This is a genomic window from Saccharothrix longispora (assembly GCF_030852425.1).
GTDB classification, from domain to species: domain Bacteria; phylum Actinomycetota; class Actinomycetes; order Mycobacteriales; family Pseudonocardiaceae; genus Actinosynnema; species Actinosynnema longispora.
Genome location: NZ_NSDM01000001.1, coordinates 393600 through 409504 on the forward strand (window position 1 = coordinate 393600; position 15905 = coordinate 409504).

19 protein-coding genes and 1 pseudogene are annotated in these 15905 nt (G+C 72.3%); 11 read left to right on the forward strand and 9 right to left on the reverse strand.

What is annotated here, in order from left to right; translation table 11 throughout:
- Positions 1–4 precede the first annotated feature (4 nt).
- The 8 genes from CKY47_RS02060 to CKY47_RS02095 all read right to left on the reverse strand — a co-directional run bounded on the left by CKY47_RS02060 (position 5) and on the right by CKY47_RS02095 (position 7032).
- Complete coding sequence (locus CKY47_RS02060; protein WP_306743858.1) at positions 5–556, reverse strand: hypothetical protein; 552 nt, start codon at positions 554–556, stop codon at positions 5–7.
- 12 nt (positions 557–568) lie between these two features.
- Positions 569–970, reverse strand: coding sequence for a hypothetical protein (locus tag CKY47_RS02065; protein WP_306743859.1), 402 nt, complete (start codon positions 968–970; stop codon positions 569–571).
- A 162-nt stretch (positions 971–1132) separates the two neighbouring features.
- On the reverse strand, positions 1133–1909 hold the full coding sequence (pstB, locus tag CKY47_RS02070) for a phosphate ABC transporter ATP-binding protein PstB (RefSeq protein WP_306743860.1): 777 nt from the start codon (positions 1907–1909) through the stop codon (positions 1133–1135).
- A gap of 10 nt (positions 1910–1919) precedes the next feature.
- Positions 1920–2840, reverse strand: coding sequence for a phosphate ABC transporter permease PstA (gene pstA / locus CKY47_RS02075; RefSeq protein WP_306743861.1), 921 nt, complete (start codon positions 2838–2840; stop codon positions 1920–1922).
- Complete coding sequence (pstC, locus tag CKY47_RS02080; protein WP_306743862.1) at positions 2837–3892, reverse strand: phosphate ABC transporter permease subunit PstC; 1056 nt, start codon at positions 3890–3892, stop codon at positions 2837–2839. The genes pstA and pstC overlap by 4 nt, the downstream gene beginning before the upstream one ends.
- A gap of 34 nt (positions 3893–3926) precedes the next feature.
- Entirely contained in the window at positions 3927–5045 is a 1119-nt protein-coding gene (gene pstS / locus CKY47_RS02085) for a phosphate ABC transporter substrate-binding protein PstS (protein WP_306743863.1), read from the reverse strand.
- A 192-nt stretch (positions 5046–5237) separates the two neighbouring features.
- The gene (gene mshD / locus CKY47_RS02090; protein WP_306743864.1) at positions 5238–6116 is read right to left on the reverse strand and encodes a mycothiol synthase; all 879 of its coding nucleotides are present in this window, start codon (positions 6114–6116) and stop codon (positions 5238–5240) included.
- 163 nt (positions 6117–6279) lie between these two features.
- A complete protein-coding gene (locus tag CKY47_RS02095) occupies positions 6280–7032 on the reverse strand; it encodes a response regulator transcription factor (RefSeq protein ID WP_306743865.1) in 753 nt (250 codons plus the stop codon).
- Between the two features lie 175 nt (positions 7033–7207).
- Here CKY47_RS02095 and CKY47_RS02100 point away from each other — a divergent pair, with 175 nt between their 5' ends.
- The 9 genes and pseudogenes from CKY47_RS02100 to CKY47_RS02140 all read left to right on the forward strand — a co-directional run.
- Positions 7208–7969 (forward strand): alpha/beta hydrolase family protein, encoded by a 762-nt coding sequence (locus CKY47_RS02100; RefSeq protein WP_306743866.1) that lies wholly within the window; start codon positions 7208–7210, stop codon positions 7967–7969.
- Positions 7966–8757: an LmeA family phospholipid-binding protein gene (locus CKY47_RS02105; protein ID WP_306743867.1), complete on the forward strand. Its 792-nt coding sequence runs from the start codon at positions 7966–7968 to the stop codon at positions 8755–8757. The genes CKY47_RS02100 and CKY47_RS02105 overlap by 4 nt, the downstream gene beginning before the upstream one ends.
- Positions 8757–9185, forward strand: a complete 429-nt coding sequence (locus CKY47_RS02110) for a TlpA family protein disulfide reductase (RefSeq protein ID WP_306743868.1) — start codon at positions 8757–8759, stop codon at positions 9183–9185. The genes CKY47_RS02105 and CKY47_RS02110 overlap by 1 nt, the downstream gene beginning before the upstream one ends.
- Before the next feature lie 250 nt (positions 9186–9435).
- The gene (locus CKY47_RS02115) at positions 9436–9873 is read left to right on the forward strand and encodes a DUF4395 domain-containing protein (RefSeq protein WP_306743869.1); all 438 of its coding nucleotides are present in this window, start codon (positions 9436–9438) and stop codon (positions 9871–9873) included.
- 28 nt (positions 9874–9901) lie between these two features.
- Positions 9902–10747 (forward strand): sulfurtransferase, encoded by an 846-nt coding sequence (locus tag CKY47_RS02120; RefSeq protein ID WP_306743870.1) that lies wholly within the window; start codon positions 9902–9904, stop codon positions 10745–10747.
- Positions 10748–10749: 2 nt separating this feature from the next.
- Positions 10750–11052 carry a DUF1416 domain-containing protein gene (locus CKY47_RS02125; RefSeq protein WP_306743871.1) on the forward strand — a complete coding sequence of 101 codons (303 nt, stop codon included), beginning with the start codon at positions 10750–10752 and terminating at the stop codon, positions 11050–11052.
- 202 nt (positions 11053–11254) lie between these two features.
- On the forward strand, positions 11255–11890 hold the full coding sequence (locus tag CKY47_RS02130; protein ID WP_306743872.1) for a heme-binding beta-barrel domain-containing protein: 636 nt from the start codon (positions 11255–11257) through the stop codon (positions 11888–11890).
- Positions 11891–11979: 89 nt separating this feature from the next.
- Complete coding sequence (locus CKY47_RS02135; protein ID WP_306743873.1) at positions 11980–12585, forward strand: 5-oxoprolinase subunit B family protein; 606 nt, start codon at positions 11980–11982, stop codon at positions 12583–12585.
- Positions 12582–13433, forward strand: a pseudogene (locus tag CKY47_RS02140) (5-oxoprolinase subunit C family protein); the annotation flags it as partial. The gene CKY47_RS02135 and the pseudogene CKY47_RS02140, both read left to right, overlap by 4 nt.
- Here CKY47_RS02140 and CKY47_RS02145 read toward each other — a convergent pair.
- Positions 13349–14308, reverse strand: a complete 960-nt coding sequence (locus CKY47_RS02145) for an aminodeoxychorismate lyase (RefSeq protein WP_306743874.1) — start codon at positions 14306–14308, stop codon at positions 13349–13351. The pseudogene CKY47_RS02140 and the gene CKY47_RS02145 overlap by 85 nt on opposite strands.
- A 34-nt stretch (positions 14309–14342) precedes the next feature.
- Here CKY47_RS02145 and CKY47_RS02150 point away from each other — a divergent pair, with 34 nt between their 5' ends.
- The gene (locus CKY47_RS02150; protein WP_306743875.1) at positions 14343–14807 is read left to right on the forward strand and encodes a Fur family transcriptional regulator; all 465 of its coding nucleotides are present in this window, start codon (positions 14343–14345) and stop codon (positions 14805–14807) included.
- Positions 14804–15898: a CAF17-like 4Fe-4S cluster assembly/insertion protein YgfZ gene (gene ygfZ / locus CKY47_RS02155; RefSeq protein ID WP_306743876.1), complete on the forward strand. Its 1095-nt coding sequence runs from the start codon at positions 14804–14806 to the stop codon at positions 15896–15898. Before CKY47_RS02150 ends, ygfZ begins: the two co-directional genes overlap by 4 nt.
- The last annotated feature ends 7 nt before the right edge of the window (positions 15899–15905 follow it).

Sequence of the window (15905 nt, forward strand, 5' to 3'; positions counted from 1 at the left end):
TGGCTTACTTGGGGAGCTTCGGTTCGACTGCGGTCGCGACCTTGGTCGCGGCCTCGCACGCCTGTTCCTGGGTGGCGGGCGAGGACGAGACCACGTCGACCCGCGAGGACGGGGTCACCTCGATCGTCACGGCGCACGAACTCGTGGTGAGCGGGGCCGTCACGAGTTTGGCACGGTGTCCGCCCAGTGGCAGGTCCGAGATCTTCGAGTCGGAGCCGGGCACGAACTCCTCGACGCCCAACTCCGGCTGCGCCTTCACCCGGACACCGATCCGGCCCGCGTACCGGGCCTCGCAGTCCTGGGCGCCCTTACGCTCGATCTCGGTGAGGCCCAGGGCGGACGCCACGCCCTCCAGCTCCGCGCAGACGTCGAAGTCCGCGAGCCCGTCACCCGCCGCCGCGCCGGAGGTGGTCGGAGAAGTGGCGCCGCCGGTCGTGGCGGTCGCGGCGCCGGTGGTCTCCGGGGTCGGGGTGCCCGGCGTGCTCGTGCACCCCGCGAGCACCGCGCCCAGCACGGCGACCGGCAGCACGGACCGGACAACCAGGTTCCTGATCAAGACATCCCCATCTCAGTAGCGCCGGAGGCCGTCGGCCGAGTCGTCGTCGACCTGGCCGTAGTTCTCGACGGCCTTCACCATGGCCAGTCGAGCCTCCTCCAGCGCCGTCTTCAGCTGTTCGATCGCGGGGACGATGCCGGTGGTCCCGGGACCACCCAACGCCCCGTCCATGTTGTACTGCGCCATCCTCTGCCCGTCCGGGCTGGTGCCCAGCTTCGTCTCCTGCCTGAGGTAGACCAGGTCCATCTCCAGCGAGACGAGCTCGTCCTGGGCCTTCTGGATGGCGTTGACGTACGCCTCGGCGCCGGCCTTGCTGATCGCGAACGAACCCGAGTCGGCCGCGGCCTTCAGGCCCTGCATGTTGGCCGTCATGGCCTGCATGGACTGGACGCTCCACGCACCTTCCGGCGCCACGATTACCCCCTGCGAGTCCGCCGATCCCAGCCGTCACGGTACCCCCGGACGGAGGACCGTGTCTCGATTTTGACGGTCGCCGCCACCGGCGGGTTCCCTCGTCACCCGAACGCGCGAAAGCCCTCCCACCGCAGGTGGGAGGGCTCTCGGCCGGAGCACCGCTCAGCCGAAGCGACCCGAGATGTAGTCCTCGGTCGCCTTCTGGCTGGGGTTGCTGAAGATCTTCTCCGTGTCGTCCACCTCGATCAGCCGCCCGGGCTGGCCGACACCCAGCAGGTTGAAGAACGCGGTCTGGTCGGAGACCCGCGCCGCCTGCTGCATGTTGTGGGTCACGATGACGATCGTGTACTCCTTCTTCAGCTCGGTGATCAGGTCCTCGATCGCCAGCGTGGAGATCGGGTCCAGCGCCGAGCACGGCTCGTCCATCAGCAGCACGTCGGGCTGCACGGCGATGGCGCGGGCGATGCAGAGGCGCTGCTGCTGACCACCGGACAGCCCGCCGCCCGGGCGGTCGAGGCGGTCCTTGACCTCGTTCCAGAGGTTGGCGCCGCGCAGCGAGCGCTCGGCCACCTCGTCGAGCTTCTTCTTGTTCCGCTCGCCCGCGAGCTTCAGGCCCGCCACGACGTTGTCGCGGATCGACATCGTCGGGAACGGGTTGGGCCGCTGGAACACCATGCCGATGGTCCGGCGCACCTGCACCGGGTCGATGGACGAGGCGTAGATGTCCTCGCCGTCCAGCAGCACCTTGCCCTCGACGCGGGCTCCCGGCGCCACCTCGTGCATGCGGTTCAGCGACCGCAGCACGGTGGACTTGCCGCAACCGGAGGGCCCGATGAACGCGGTCACGTTCTTCGGCGGCACGGCCAGGGAGACCCCGTCGACGGCGTGGAACTTGCCGTAGAAGAGGTTGAGGTCCTTCACGTCGATGCGCTTGGCCATGACCGCCCGCTCACTTCGTCTTCGGAGCCAGCCACCGCGAGATCACGGTCGCCAGCAGGTTGAACAGCGTGATGATGAGCACGAGGGTGATCGCCGCGCCCCAGATGCGCTCGAAACCGGCCTGGGTCGGGTTGTTGCGCTCGGACGTCATGAGCAGCGGCAGCGACGCCATCGGGCCGTCGAACAGGTTGTAGTTGATGTACGGCGCGTACGCGGCGAGCACCAGGACCGGCGCGGTCTCGCCCATGACACGGGCGAGGGCCAGCATGATGCCGGTCACGATGCCGGACAGCGCGGTGGGGACGACGACCTTCACGATCGTCTTCCACTTCGGGATGCCCAGCGCGTAGGAGGCCTCGCGCAGCTCGTCGGGGACGATCTTGAGCATCTCCTCGGTGGTCCGCACGATCACCGGCACCATGAGCAGCACCAGCGCGAGGGACACCGCGAACCCGCTGCGGCCGAAGCCGAAGTAGGTGATCCACAGCGTGTAGACGAACAGCGCGGCCACGATCGACGGCACGCCGGTGAGGATGTCCACCATGAACGTGGTGGCCTTGGCCAGCTTCGACCGGCCGCCGTACTCCACGAGGTAGACGGCGACGAACAGGCCGATGGGCACCGAGATGATGCCGCAGACGAGGCCCTGCACCAGGGTGCCGTAGATGGCGTGGTAGACGCCGCCGCCCTGCTGCCGCGACAGCAGCCCGGACAGCGACTTCTGCCACCAGTCGGCGTCGAGGATGACCGGGAAGCCGCGCTGGATGACGACGTACAGCACCCAGACCAGCGGCACGATGGCGATCAGGAACGCCGCGTAGACCAGGGTGGTGGCGACGGCGTTCTTGAACTTGCGCGAGCCGCTGACGCTCTGGAACGTCGGCGGCGTCGCGAGGCGGTCGAGGTCGGCCGCCGTGTCGGTCGTCGTCATTCGTACTCCTTGTGACCGGCGACGATGGACCGGGCGATGGCGTTGACGCCGAACGTGAGCACGAACAGCACGAGACCCGCCGCGATGTAGGCGCCCGCGATGCGCGGGTCGTTGAACTCCGGGGCGGCCAGCGCGATCTTGGACGCGAACGTCGCGCCGCCGTCGAACAGGCTCCACCCGAACATCGCGGCGGTGCCGCTGAGGATGATCGTCAGCGCGATGGTCTCGCCGAGCGCGCGGCCGAGGCCGAGCATGGACGCGCTGACGTAGCCGGCCTTGCCGAACGGCAGCACGGTGGTCCTGACGACCTCCCACTTGGTGGCGCCGAGCGCGATGGCGCCCTCGACGTGGGTGGGGGGCGTGCGGTCGAACACCTCGCGGCTGACCGCGGTGATGATCGGCAGGATCATGACGGCGAGCACGATGCCGGCGGTGAAGATCGTGCCGCCGATCTCGATGCTGACGTTGCCCTCGGCGAACAGGAAGATCCAGCCCAGCTTCGCGGTGAGCCACTCGCCGACGGGCGTGAGCACCGGGCCGAGCACCAGCAGGCCCCACAGGCCGAAGATGATCGACGGCACGGCGGCCAGCAGGTCGATGACGTAGGCGAACGGCCGGGCCAGGCGGCGCGGCGCGTACTGGGTGAGGAACAGCGCGATGCCCAGGGCGATGGGCATGGCGATGACCAGCGCGAACGCTGCCGACACCACGGTCACCAGAAGCAGGTCCAGGATGCCGTAGCGCATGTTGTTGACGTCGCTGGTGGACCACTCGCGGCTGGTCAGGAAGTTGACCTTGTCGAGCCCCAGGGAGGGGATGGCCTGGATCAGCAGGAAGATGCCGATGGCCCCGATCAGGACCACGATGAAGATGCCCGACCCGGTGGCGAGACCGGCGAAGATCCGGTCACCCGGCCGGACGTGCTTTGTGTTCTCGGCTTCCGCGGTCGGGGGAATCGGAGCCTCCGAGTCGGGTCGAGCGGCCGGGACGCCCCCGCGGGCACCGCTGTCAGCGGTGCCCGCGGAGCGCTCGACCACGGTTCGGTCGTTCATCGCCTTGGTGCCTGCGCGGAGTCTGCCGGCCGGATCAGGCGATGGCCTGGATGGCGGTCAGGATCTTGTCCTGGAACGCCTTGGGGAGCGGAGCGTAACCCGCGTCCGCCAGGCCGGCCTGACCGTCGGTCGCCGCGACCGTGAGGAACGCCTTGACGGCCTTCGCGGTGTCGGCGTCGTAGCCCTTCGAGCAGACGATCTCGTAGGTGGCGAGCAGCAGCGGGTAGGCGCCCGCGGTGGTGGAGGCGTAGATGGAGTTCAGGTCGAGGACCAGGTCGTTGCCGCTGCCCTTGATGGTGGCGCCGTCGATGGCCTTGCCGACCGTCTCGTTCGTCAGCTCGACCGGGCCGGAGCCGTTGTCGATCTTCGCGATGGACAGCTTGTTGTCCTGCGCGAAGGACAGCTCGACGTAGGTGATGGCGCCGTCGATGGAGCCCGCCGCCTGCGCGACGCCCGCCGACTTCTCCTTGCCCTCGCCGATGCCGCCCTTGAACTGCTTGCCGGCGCCCTGGGTCCACGCGCCCTTCGAGGCGGCCTGGAGGTAGAGCTGGAAGTTGTCCGTGGTGCCCGACTCGTCGGAGCGGTAGACGACCTTGATGTCCTTGTCGGGCAGCGACGCGCCGGAGTTCAGCGCGGCGATGGCCGGGTCGTTCCACTTCACGACGGTGCCGTTGAAGATCTTGGCGGCGACCTCGCCGCTCAGCGTGAGGTCGGTGACGCCGTCCAGCTTGTAACCGAGCGCGACCGGGCCGAAGACCAGCGGCAGGTTCCAGGCCGGGTTGCCCTGGCAGCGCTCGGCGGCCGCGGCCACCTCGCCCTTGCTCTCGGACAGCGGCGAGTCCGAGCCGCCGAAGTCGACCTGGCCGGCGTTGAAGTTCTTCACGCCCGCGCCGGAGCCGGAGGCGTTGTAGGCCACGTCGGCGCCCGAGCACTTCTGCTGGTACGCCTGGATGAACGTGTCGATCGCGTTCTTCTGCGCGGAGGAGCCCTCTGCGTTCAGCTTGGACTTGCCGCCGCACTCGACGGGCGTGGACGACTCACCGGTCGTCGGCGCCGCGCCCGAGGGGGCGTTCTCGTCGCTGCCACATGCGGTGAGCAGAAGCGCACCGGCCGCGATCAGGCCGAGTACGGCGCCGTGTCGCTTGGTCTTCACCTGGGTCCTCCAGCTGCGAAGCGGATGTCGCGGCGAACCCCCGCCGCTCGACACGGACGGTAGGCAGCGAGGGTGGACAGGCACCCAGGACAGGGTTAACGCAAGGTGAACTCCACACGGGAGGTGACTAGGGACACCGCCTTGTGGGTGATCCCGTGACCTGCACGTATGCAGGGCGTGATGGGTTTGTCACTACCGGGCGTACTGGGCGTCCGAATCCCATCGGGTGAAGCCCAGCCGGTCGTACACGGCCAGTGCCGCGGCGTTGTCGGACTCGACGTACAGCATCACCTCGGTGAGCCCGGCGGCGCGCAGGTGCGCCAGACCGGCGAGGGTGAGGGCCTTGCCCAGGCCACCGCCCTGCGCGTCGGGGTCGACGCCCACCACGTACACCTCGCCGAGGGTCGCCGAGTGCACCTTCGTCCAGTGGAAGCCGAGCAGCCGCTCCTCGGCGTCGACGGCGAGGAGGAAGCCGGTGGCGTCGAACCACGCCTCCCCCTCCTTGTCCCGGAGGTCCTCGATGCTCATGGCGCCCTGCTCGGGGTGCCAGGCGAACGCGCGGTGGTTGACGTAGACGACGGCCGCCTCGTCCCGGCCGGGCATGAACGAGCGCAGCCGGACGCCCTCGGGCAGGACCGGTGACGGCAGGTCGGCGTCGAGGGGGCGGCGCAGCCGCAGCAGCTCGCGGACCTTGCGGTAGCCGAGCTTCGCGGCCAGGGCCTCCTGCTCGGGCCTGCCGCCGTGCGCCCAGACGCGCAGGGGCTCGGCGCGCTCGGCCACGGCGGCGAGCAGCGCGGCGCCGTGGCCGCGACGGCGGTGCGCGGGGTGGACGGCCAGCTCGGCGACCTTGTTGCCGTCGGCGTCGCCGAAGACGTCCAGGTGCAGGTACCCGACCAGCGCGCCGTCGACCCGGGCCAGCAGGTGCGCGCTGCCGCGCGCGCCGGGGCGCAGGCGCAGCACGACGGCCTCGCCCACGGGGGCGACGCCGTCGGCGTCCTGGGCGGCGCGGAGCAGGCCGGTGACCTCGTCGACCTGCGCGGGGGACAGCTCCTCGAACCAGCTCGATTCCACGCCGTGAAACCTACCGGCCACCGAAGCCCCTTCGCGCCGGGTCGACCGCAACCGACCCGCGAGGGGGCACCCCGCGGGCCACTCGCGCAGGCCGACCTCCACGGGCCAACTCCCGCGGGGTGGCCGCGCCGAAGGCGCGGCCACCGAATCCGAGGCGCGGCGATCAGATCCGGTAGCTCAGCTCCGCGTCGTCGATCCGCGGCTCCGGCGCGTCCACGTGCTCCACGCGGCGGGCGCTGCCGGGGCGCGGCGGGCGGACGAACTTGTAGCCCACGTTGCGCACGGTGCCGATGAGCGACTCGTGCTCGGGGCCGAGCTTGGCGCGCAGGCGCCGGACGTGCACGTCGACCGTGCGGGTGCCGCCGAAGAAGTCGTAGCCCCAGACCTCCTGGAGCAGCTGGGCGCGGGTGAAGACCCGGCCCGCGTGCTGCGCGAGGTACTTGAGCAGCTCGAACTCCTTGTAGGTCAGGTCGAGGGGACGACCGCGCAGGCGCGCGGTGTAGGTCGCCTCGTCGATGACCAGCTCGCCGAGCTGGAGGGAGCCGTCGCCACCGGGCTGCTGGGCGCCGCGCCGCGAGCGCACCAGGCGCAGGCGGGCGTCCACCTCGGCGGGGCCGGAGGTCGGCAGCAGGATCTCGTCCACGCTCCAGTCGGAGTTGACCGCGACCAGGCCGCCCTCGGTGACGACCGCCACCACGGGGACGTCCACGCCGCTGGAGTCGAGCAGCCGGCACAGGCTGCGCGCGGCGGCCAGGTCGGTCCTGGCGTCGACCAGGACGACGTCGTGCGGGCCGGCTTCCAGCAGCGCCGAGACCTCCGGGCGCAGCGGGCGGACCTCGTGCGGGAGGAGCGAGAGCGCGGGGAGGACCGCCTCGGGATCGGAGTCGGTGGTCAGCAGCAGCACGTCGATGCTCATCGCGGCACCCTCTCGTTCGGCCGGTGTGCGGTCACCGACCAGGCAGCGCGAAGTACGGTGACCGGGGCCCCGTTGCCTGCGGATGACGGAGACGATACCGGTGCGAGCCACGAAAAACCCAGGTCAGCAGGTCAGAGTCACAGTTGTTTCCACAAGCGTCACGCCTGTTACATCCATGTCACACGACGCCGTCCCCCTGCACGGCGTGCACGTGAGGTCGACACCGCCCGTGGCGGACCTGGCGTTCGTGGTGGGCCACGGCTTCACCAACCACGTGCGCAAGCCGTTCGTGGCACGGGTGCTGCGCCGCTTCGCGCGGCACGGCGGGGTCGTCGCGCTGGACTTCCGCGGCCACGGCCGCTCGGGCGGCGCGTCCACGGTCGGCGGCGACGAGGTGCACGACCTCGCGGCCGGGGTTTCGCTGGCCCGGCGGCTGGGGTACCGACGCGTGGTGACCGTCGGGTTCTCCATGGGCGCCTCGATCGCCCTGCGGCACGCCGGTCTGCACGAGGACCCGCCGGACGCCGTGGCGGCGGTCAGCGCGCCCTCTCGCTGGTGGGTGCGGGAGACCCCGGCGATGCGCCGGGTGCACTGGCTGCTGGAGCAGCCGCACGGCCGCCTCGCCGCCCGCGCGCTGGGCGTCCGCCTCGGCGCCCCGTGGACGACGCCCCCGGAGAGCCCGCTGGAGGTGGTGCACCGCATCACGCCGACCCCGCTGCTCATCGTGCACGGTGAGCAGGACCACTACTTCGGCCCCGCGCACGCCGTGGCGCTGCACCGCGCGGCCGGTGGCGACGCCGAGCTGTGGCTGGAACCCGGCGTCCGGCACGCCGAGTCGGCCATGACGCCGGTCCTGGTGGACCGGATCGCAACCTGGCTGGACCGCCGCACGTCCTCCGAACCCGAGCACCACGCGACAGCAGAAGAAGGACGATGACCGCGACCGAGACCAAGCGCCGCCCCACGCGCGGGCGCAAGCTGATCATCGCCGCCCTGGTGGTCGGCGGGTTGCTGGTCGCCGCCGACTTCGGGTTGGCGGCGGCGGGCGAGTACCAGGTCGCGCAGAAGATGCGGGACAAGTTCCAGCTGAGCGAGGACCCCTCGGTCCGCATCAACGGCTTCCCGTTCATCACCCAGGCGCTGGCCGGGGACTACCGGGACGTCGAGATCAGCGCGTCCGGCGTGCCGGTGGCCGACCAGCTGCGCGACCTGGAGATCCGGGCCAACCTCTACCACGTGCGCATCGGCCTGTCCGACCTGCTGTCGGGCAACACGCGCGACGCCAAGATCGACCAGGTGCGCGGCAGCGTGAAGATCCAGGCGGCCGACCTGAACCGGCTGGTCGACCAGGTGACGCCGTTCTCCGACATGGCGATCGAGCCGGACCGGCGCACCGAGCAGCCCGCGGGTCGGCAGGCGGACCCGACGCGGGCCGCGGTGAAGCTGTCGGGCACCACGACGGTCGCGAGCCGCCAGATCCGGATCGCCGCCTACGGCACGGTGTCCCTGGTCAACGGCCAGGTCGCCATCGCGATCAACGACGTCGAGCTGGACGACACCGCGCTGGCCGGCCTGGACGCCGTGCTGGGCGTGGTGCGCGAGGCGCTGAGCGTCACCATCGACCCGGGCGTGCTGCCCTTCACCGTGACGCCGACCGCGGTGAAGGTGGAGAGCGGCGCGTTCACCGTGGAGGGCACGATCCGCGACATCCCGCTGGACCGGTGATGACCGGCGTCTGGGCCCTGTTGGGCGCGGTGCTGGCGGTGGCCCTGGTCGGCGTGCTGCTGAAGCGGCGCGACGGCCGGGTCCGCACCACCGCCGGCGCCCGTCCCGAGCTGCCCGGGCCGGTGCGCGACCTGCTCGTCCCGGGCACGCCGGTGACCCTGCTCCAGGTCTCCACGTCGTTCTGCGCGGCGTGCCGGCGCGCGGGGGCGCTCCTGGGCGACCTCGCGGACCGGACCGAGGGCCTGCGGCACGTCGAGCTGGACGTGACCGGCCTGCCGGAGGTCGCGAAGGCCCTCGGCGTGCTGCGGGCGCCCACGACCCTCGCGCTGGACGCGTCCGGCGCGGAACTCCTGCGGGTCGGCGGCGTCCCGGAACCGGACGCGCTCACTGCGGCTTTGCGCCCACACCTTCCTGGGCCGAACGGGTGAACCGAGCTTTTTCCCACCAGTTGGGCGGCACTCCCGACCACAGGGACGAGCGGTTACCCTCGCAGCCATGACCACGCTGCTGACCAAGCGACTCGCGGTGGACCTGTGCCGCGTCCGCAGCAGCCTGTGTCGCGCGACGAGCTGACCGGGCGGTTGCCGGCGGTCCGCGCGGCTTGACGCGCGCGCCACCGCGCTCTACCACCGCCTGAGACGGACTACCCGGTCTTGTCCCCGTCAGGAGGTCGTCGCCGTGTCGAAGGATGCCCCAGTTGACCCGCGCGGTCCGCGCTTCAGCGCCTGGATCACCACCGCGATCCTCGCGGTCGTCCTGCTGACCGGCTCGTGGCGGTTGCTCGCCGCGCAGACGGTGCTGTTCGGCCTGTGCGCGTTCATCTCGCTCAAGCTCAACCCGTGGGGCCACGTCTACCGGTACGCCGTCCAGCCGAGGATCACGCCGACGAGCGAGCGCGAGGAGGCCGCCCCGCTGCGGTTCGCGCAGGGCGTCGGCTTCGTGTTCGCGCTGGTCGGCACGATCGGCTACGCCACCGGGCTCACCGCGCTCGGAGTCGCCGCCACCTCCGCCGCACTGGTCGCCGCGCTGCTCAACGCCGCGCTCGGCCTGTGCCTCGGCTGCGAGGTGTTCCTGCTCCTCCGCCGCGTCGCACCCGCCCTCGCCCGACCTCAGTAGCACGAACGAATGAAGATGGAGCAGCTCGATGAGCCGTGAAGAAGTCCTGGTCTCGGCCGCGTGGTCCGAGGAGAACCTCGACACGCCCGGTGTGGTGTTCGTGGAGGTCGACGAGGACACGACCGCCTACGACGGTGGCCACATCCCGGGCGCGGTGAAGATCGACTGGAAGACCGAGCTCCAGGACCCGGTCCGCCGCGACTTCGTCGACCGCGCCGGTTTCGAGGAGCTGCTGTCGGCCAAGGGCATCGCCAACTCGGACACGGTGGTCCTCTACGGCGGCAACAACAACTGGTTCGCGGCCTACGCGTACTGGTACTTCAAGCTCTACGGCCACGACTCGGTGAAGCTGCTCGACGGCGGTCGCAAGAAGTGGGAGCTCGACGGCCGCCCGCTGGACAAGGACGTGGTGCGGCGCGAGCCCACCACGTACACCGCGCAGGACCAGGACCTGACGATCCGCGCGTTCCGCGACGAGGTCGTCGAGGCGATCGGCAACGACAACCTGGTCGACGTGCGCTCGCCCGACGAGTTCTCCGGCAAGCTGCTCGCCCCCGCCCACCTGCCGCAGGAGCAGGCGCAGCGCGGCGGCCACATCCCGAGCGCGATCAACGTGCCGTGGAGCAAGGCGGCCAACGAGGACGGCACGTTCAAGTCGAACGACGAGCTGGACCGGATCTACGGCGAGGCCGGGTTCGACGGCTCGCGCAAGACGATCGCGTACTGCCGCATCGGCGAGCGCTCGTCGCACACGTGGTTCGCGCTGCACGAGCTGCTGGGCCACGGCGACGTGAAGAACTACGACGGTTCGTGGACGGAGTACGGCTCGCTGATCGGCGTGCCGATCGAGCTGGGCGACGGCAAGGGGAACTGACGATGAGCCTGGACGGTTGCGGTGCGCCCCAGCAGGGCGTCGACATCGCGGTGGGTGCGAACGAGGTCGTGCTGAGCGGCAAGGTCAAGTCGGCGGGCGAGCCGGTCGGCGGCGCGTTCGTGCGGCTGCTGGACTCGACCGGCGAGTTCACCGCCGAGGTCGTGTCCTCCCCGGAGGGCGACTTCCGGTTCTTCGCCGCGCCCGGCACGTGGACGGTCCGCGCCCTGCACCGCTCGGGCAACGGGCAGTCGTCGGTCAGCGCGGACGGGCCGGGCGTCCACCCGGTCGAGGTCGCGGTGGCCTGACCCGCGTCCCGCGGGGCTGTTCCCCCGCCGGTCCCGGTGGCGTTCGCCACCGGGACCGGCGGGGTCCGGGGCCGTGGCGATAAACTCGGCTGGTGGAACACTTCTTCACAGGGCTCCTGGTGCTCGTGTCCCTGCTCGTCGTGTGGTTCGCCGGGTACGTCGTGTACCGGCTGTTCTCCGACCAGCGGTGACCGGCCCCCGGATGAACGGCGGGACGCCCGCGCCGGGCAGTGGTGACGCGGCCGTGCAGGCCGCCGCGGCGCGCGCGTCGGTGACCGGTGCGCGCAACCTGCCGCAGTTCGACGACCTGCCGGTGCCGGCGGACACGGCGAACCTGCGCGAGGGCCCTTCGCTGCACGACGCGTGCCTGGCGCTGCTGCCGCTGGTCGGCGTGTGGCGCGGTGAGGGCGAGGTCGTCTACCCGACGATCGACGGCCCGTACCGGTTCGGGCAGCAGGTCACGTTCGCGCACGACGGCCGGCCGTTCCTGTACTACGAGGCGCGGTCGTGGCTGCTCGACGAGGACGGCGGCGTGATCCGGCAGGCGGCCCGGGAGACCGGGTTCTGGCGCCCGCAGCCGGACGACACGATCGAGGTGCTGGTGACGCACAACACCGGGATCGTGGAGCTGTACTACGGCAAGCCGCGCAACCAGACGTCGTGGGAGCTGGGCACCGACGCGGTGATCCGGACGGCGACCGCGAAGGACGTCACCGGCGCGCAGCGGCTGTACGGCATCGTCAACGGCGGCGACCTCGCGTACGTCGAGGAGCGGGCGATGGTGGGCCAACCGCTCCAGCCGCACACGTCCGCGCACCTCAAGCGGATCGTGGGCTGATCACGGCCTGATCGTCGGACGTCCCGCGCGGTGGGACGCCCTCCACTCGGATTGTTCAACAATCCTCATGTAGGACGTAAGCTGTGCCCATGCGGCTGCGGCGTTGCGGCACCAACGCGGTGCTCGTCGAGGTGGACTCGCCCGGCGAGGTGGAGGCGGTGCGCGCCGCGCTGGCGGCGGCCGACCTCCCGGACGTGGTCGAGCTGGTCCCGGCCGCGCGGACGGTGCTGGTCGAGACCCGGCCGGGCGGCCTCGGGGCGGTGCGCGCCGCGCTGGCCGGCGTCGACCCGGACCACCGGGCCGCGACGACGTCCCACGAGGTGGTGATCCCGGTCCGCTACGACGGGCCGGACCTGGACCTGGTCGCCGAGACCGCGGGGCTCACCCCCGACGAGGTGGTCGACCTGCACTCCGGCGCCGAGTACCGGGTGGCGTTCTGCGGGTTCGCGCCCGGGTTCGCCTACCTGGTCGGCCTGCCCGGACCGCTGCGCCAGCCCCGGCTGGACTCCCCGCGCACCAGGGTCCCGGCGGGCTCGGTGGCCGTGGCCGGCGAGTACACCGCCGCCTACCCGAGGGCGACCCCCGGCGGCTGGCGGCTGATCGGCAGCACCGACGCACCCCTCTTCGACCCCCGGCGCCCGGAACCGGCCCTGCTCGCCCCCGGCCACCGCGTCCGCTTCGAGGTCGTCCGGTGACCCGCGCCGTCACCGTCCTGGCCACCGGGCCGCAGGCCCTCGTGCAGGACCTCGGCCGCCCCGGCAACGCGCACCTCGGCGTGCCGCCGTCCGGGGCGCTCGACCCGCCGTCCCTCGCCCTGGCCAACCGGCTGGTCGGCAACCCCGGCGGCGCGGCGGGCCTCGAAGTGCTGCTCGGCGGGCTGGTGCTGCGCGCCGAGACCTCGTGCTCGGTCGCGGTCACCGGACCGGCCACGCCCGCGCTGGTGGACGGCGTGCCGCGCGACTCCCCGCTGCACCTGGCGCCCGGCGACGTGCTCGCCCTGGGCACGCCGGTCGGCGGGCTGCGGTGCTACGTCGCCCTGTCCGGCGGCGTCGACGTGCCCGCCGAGCTGGGCAGCCGGTCCGCGGACCTGCTCTCCGGCCTCGGCCCGGCGCCGCTCGCCCCCGGTGACGTGCTGCCCCTCGGCACGCCGACCGGCGTCCCGGTGGGCGTGGACGTGCTGGTGCCGGTCCGCGTGCCGGACGTGCTGGTCGTGCCGGTGCTGCTCGGGCCGCGCGACGACTGGTTCACCGATCCGGCGGGGCAGCTGCGGGCCGGGCGCTGGACGGTGTCGGACCGCGGCAACCGGGTCGGCGTCCGGCTCACCGGGACCGCGCTGGAGCGCGAGCCCGGCCGGGTGGGGCGGGAGCTGCCGAGCGAGGGGCTGGTCACGGGGGCGGTGCAGGTGCCGGCCGACGGCGCGCCCGTGGTGTTCCTCGCCGACCACCCGACGACCGGCGGTTACCCGGTGATCGGCGTGGTCCCGCCCGACGCCCTGCCGCTGCTCGGCCAGGCGCCACCGGGCACCCCGCTGGTCTTCGCACCGGGCACGCCGGGCCCGGAGCGGCCCGGAGCGGCCCGGTACTCCGACTCGTAGAGCCCGTCCAGCACGGCGTGCAGCCCGGTCGAGTCCGGCAGGGCCTTGCCGTCCAGGGTGTGCACGCGGGTGATCTTGCGGACGCTCGACACGAGGAACACGCCGTCCGCCGGGTACAGCTCCGCCACGTCGACCGGCGCGACCTCGACCGACCACCCCGCGCGCTCGGCGGCCCGGAACAGCGCGGCCTGCGTGGTACCCGGCAGGATGCCCAGCGTCGACGGGGGCGTGGTCAGGGTCCGGCCGCGCGCCATGACCAGCGTGGACGTCGGCCCCTCCAGCACCGAGCCGGACGAGGTGGTGAACACGACCTCGTCGGCGCCGCGCCGTTCCGCCTCGCGCAGCGCGGCCATGTTGACCGCGTAGGACAGCGACTTGGCGCCGAGCAGCAGCCACGGCGCGCGCTCCGCCAGGCCGGGCTCGATCCCCCGCTCCAGGGTGACCGCGGAGATGCCCCCGGCGCGCTGGGCGATCACCTTGGGGGAGATGTCCATGCCGAGCGCGAACCCGGTGGGCGTGCCGTCGCCGCCCTCCACCCCGCGCGTGAAGACCAGCTTCACGGCGATCTCGGGGCCGCCGGACCAGGTGTCGAGCACGAGGTCCACGGCGCGCCGGAACGCCGCGAGGTCCGGTTCGGGCATGTCGAGCATCGCCGCCGAACGCGCCAGCCGGTCCAGGTGGGGCCCCAGCTCGCGGGGCTCGCCGCCGACGACGAGGATCGTCTCGAAGACGCCGTCGCCGCGCAGGAGGCCCAGGTCGTCGACCCGGATCAGCGGGGCGTCGGGGTCGGCCGGTGTTCCGTCCAGCAGTGCCAGCACGCGCATACCGCGAGCCTACTCACGTCCTAACATGGCCTTCGTGGACACCGTCAGCGGCCCCGAAGCCCTGCGCGAGACGCTGCACGACCGCGGCATGCGCATGACGCCCCAGCGCCAGCTCGTGCTCGACGCGGTGCGCGAACTCGGCCACGCGACCCCCGAGGAGATCTGCCGGCGCGTGCGGGTCACCGCGCCCGCGGTGAACATCACCACGGTCTACCGCACGCTCGACCTGCTCGACCGGCTCGGCATGGTCCGGCACACCCACCTCGGGCACGGGGCGCCGAACTACTCGGTCCACGCGCACGAGCACGTGCACCTGGTGTGCCACCGGTGCGGGCGGGTGGACGAGATCCCGTGCGAGCTGATGTCCCCGCTGGGGGGAACACTGGAGGCCGAGTACGGGTTCGAGCTTGATGCGAGCCACCTCGCGCTGTCCGGCACGTGCCGCGAGTGCCTCGCCGCCGGTGGACCGGCCGGCGGACGACCAGAGGAGTCCGAGTGAACTCACCGCTGCTGACCGCGCCCGGCGCCGTCGCGCCGTTCGACGGCAACCCCGACCAGGGCGTGCCGTGGCACTTCGGCGACCCGTTCGCCGAGCAGCGGGCGGCGGTGCGGTCGGCGGTGGTCGTCGACCGGTCGAACCGGGCCGTGCTCGCGGTGTCCGGCGAGGACCGGCTGACCTGGCTGCACTCGCTGACCAGCCAGCACTTCGAGGCGCTCGGCGAGGACCGGGCCACCGAGATGCTGATCCTCGACGTGCAGGGGCGGGTCGAGCACCACGCCGCGGCGGCGAACGTCGGCGGCGCGGTGTACCTCGACACCGGGTCCGAGCGCGCGGGCGACCTGCTGGGCTACCTCACCAAGATGGTGTTCTGGTCCAAGGTGGAGGTGCGCGACGCGTCCGCCGACCTGGCGCTGCTGACGGTGCTCGGCCCGGAGGCCGCCGGTGTCCTCGCCGCGGTGGGCGTGACCGCGCCCGACGCGCCGCACGGCGTGGTGGCGCTGGAGGGCGGCGGGTTCGCCCGGCGCGCGTCGTGGCCCGGTGGGCACGCGGTCGACCTGCTGGTCCCGCGCTCCGAGCTCGCCGACAGGTGGGGCCGGCTGACCGGCGCGGGGGCGCGACCGGCGGGCAGCTGGGCGTTCGAGGCGCTGCGCGTGGAGTCCCTGCGCCCCAGGCTGGGCGTGGACACCGACGAGAAGACCATCCCGCACGAGGCCAACTGGATCGACGAGGCGGTCCACCTGAACAAGGGCTGCTACCGCGGCCAGGAGACCGTCTCCAAGGTCCACAACGTGGGCCGGCCGCCCCGCCGGCTGCTGCTGCTGCACCTCGACGGCTCCCGCGAGGTGCAGCCGGAGACCGGCGACCCGGTCCTGGTCGACGACCGGGTCGTGGGCCGCGTCGGCACCGTCGCCCTGCACCACGAGCTGGGCACGGTCGCGCTGGCGCTCGTGAAGCGCTCGGTGCCGCCGGAGACCGAGCTGCTGGTGGGCGCCGAGGACCGCCGCGTGCAGGCAGCCGTGGACCCCGACTCGGTGCCGCCGGACACCCCCGGCCTGGGCAGGCAGGCCGCGCGCAACCTGGGCCGCTGACCTCGGG

Coding starts and splice junctions, on each gene's coding strand:
- pstA (WP_306743861.1), bottom strand. CDS start 2,840: ATGACGACGACCGACACGGCGGCCGACCTCGACCGCCTCGCGACGCCG.
- CKY47_RS02145 (WP_306743874.1), bottom strand. CDS start 14,308: ATGCGCGTGCTGGCACTGCTGGACGGAACACCGGCCGACCCCGACGCC.
- CKY47_RS02135 (WP_306743873.1), top strand. CDS start 11,980: ATGCGGCTGCGGCGTTGCGGCACCAACGCGGTGCTCGTCGAGGTGGAC.
- CKY47_RS02105 (WP_306743867.1), top strand. CDS start 7,966: ATGACCGCGACCGAGACCAAGCGCCGCCCCACGCGCGGGCGCAAGCTG.
- pstC (WP_306743862.1), bottom strand. CDS start 3,892: ATGAACGACCGAACCGTGGTCGAGCGCTCCGCGGGCACCGCTGACAGC.
- CKY47_RS02130 (WP_306743872.1), top strand. CDS start 11,255: ATGAACGGCGGGACGCCCGCGCCGGGCAGTGGTGACGCGGCCGTGCAG.
- CKY47_RS02110 (WP_306743868.1), top strand. CDS start 8,757: ATGACCGGCGTCTGGGCCCTGTTGGGCGCGGTGCTGGCGGTGGCCCTG.
- CKY47_RS02120 (WP_306743870.1), top strand. CDS start 9,902: ATGAGCCGTGAAGAAGTCCTGGTCTCGGCCGCGTGGTCCGAGGAGAAC.
- CKY47_RS02095 (WP_306743865.1), bottom strand. CDS start 7,032: ATGAGCATCGACGTGCTGCTGCTGACCACCGACTCCGATCCCGAGGCG.
- CKY47_RS02100 (WP_306743866.1), top strand. CDS start 7,208: ATGTCACACGACGCCGTCCCCCTGCACGGCGTGCACGTGAGGTCGACA.
- pstB (WP_306743860.1), bottom strand. CDS start 1,909: ATGGCCAAGCGCATCGACGTGAAGGACCTCAACCTCTTCTACGGCAAG.
- CKY47_RS02125 (WP_306743871.1), top strand. CDS start 10,750: ATGAGCCTGGACGGTTGCGGTGCGCCCCAGCAGGGCGTCGACATCGCG.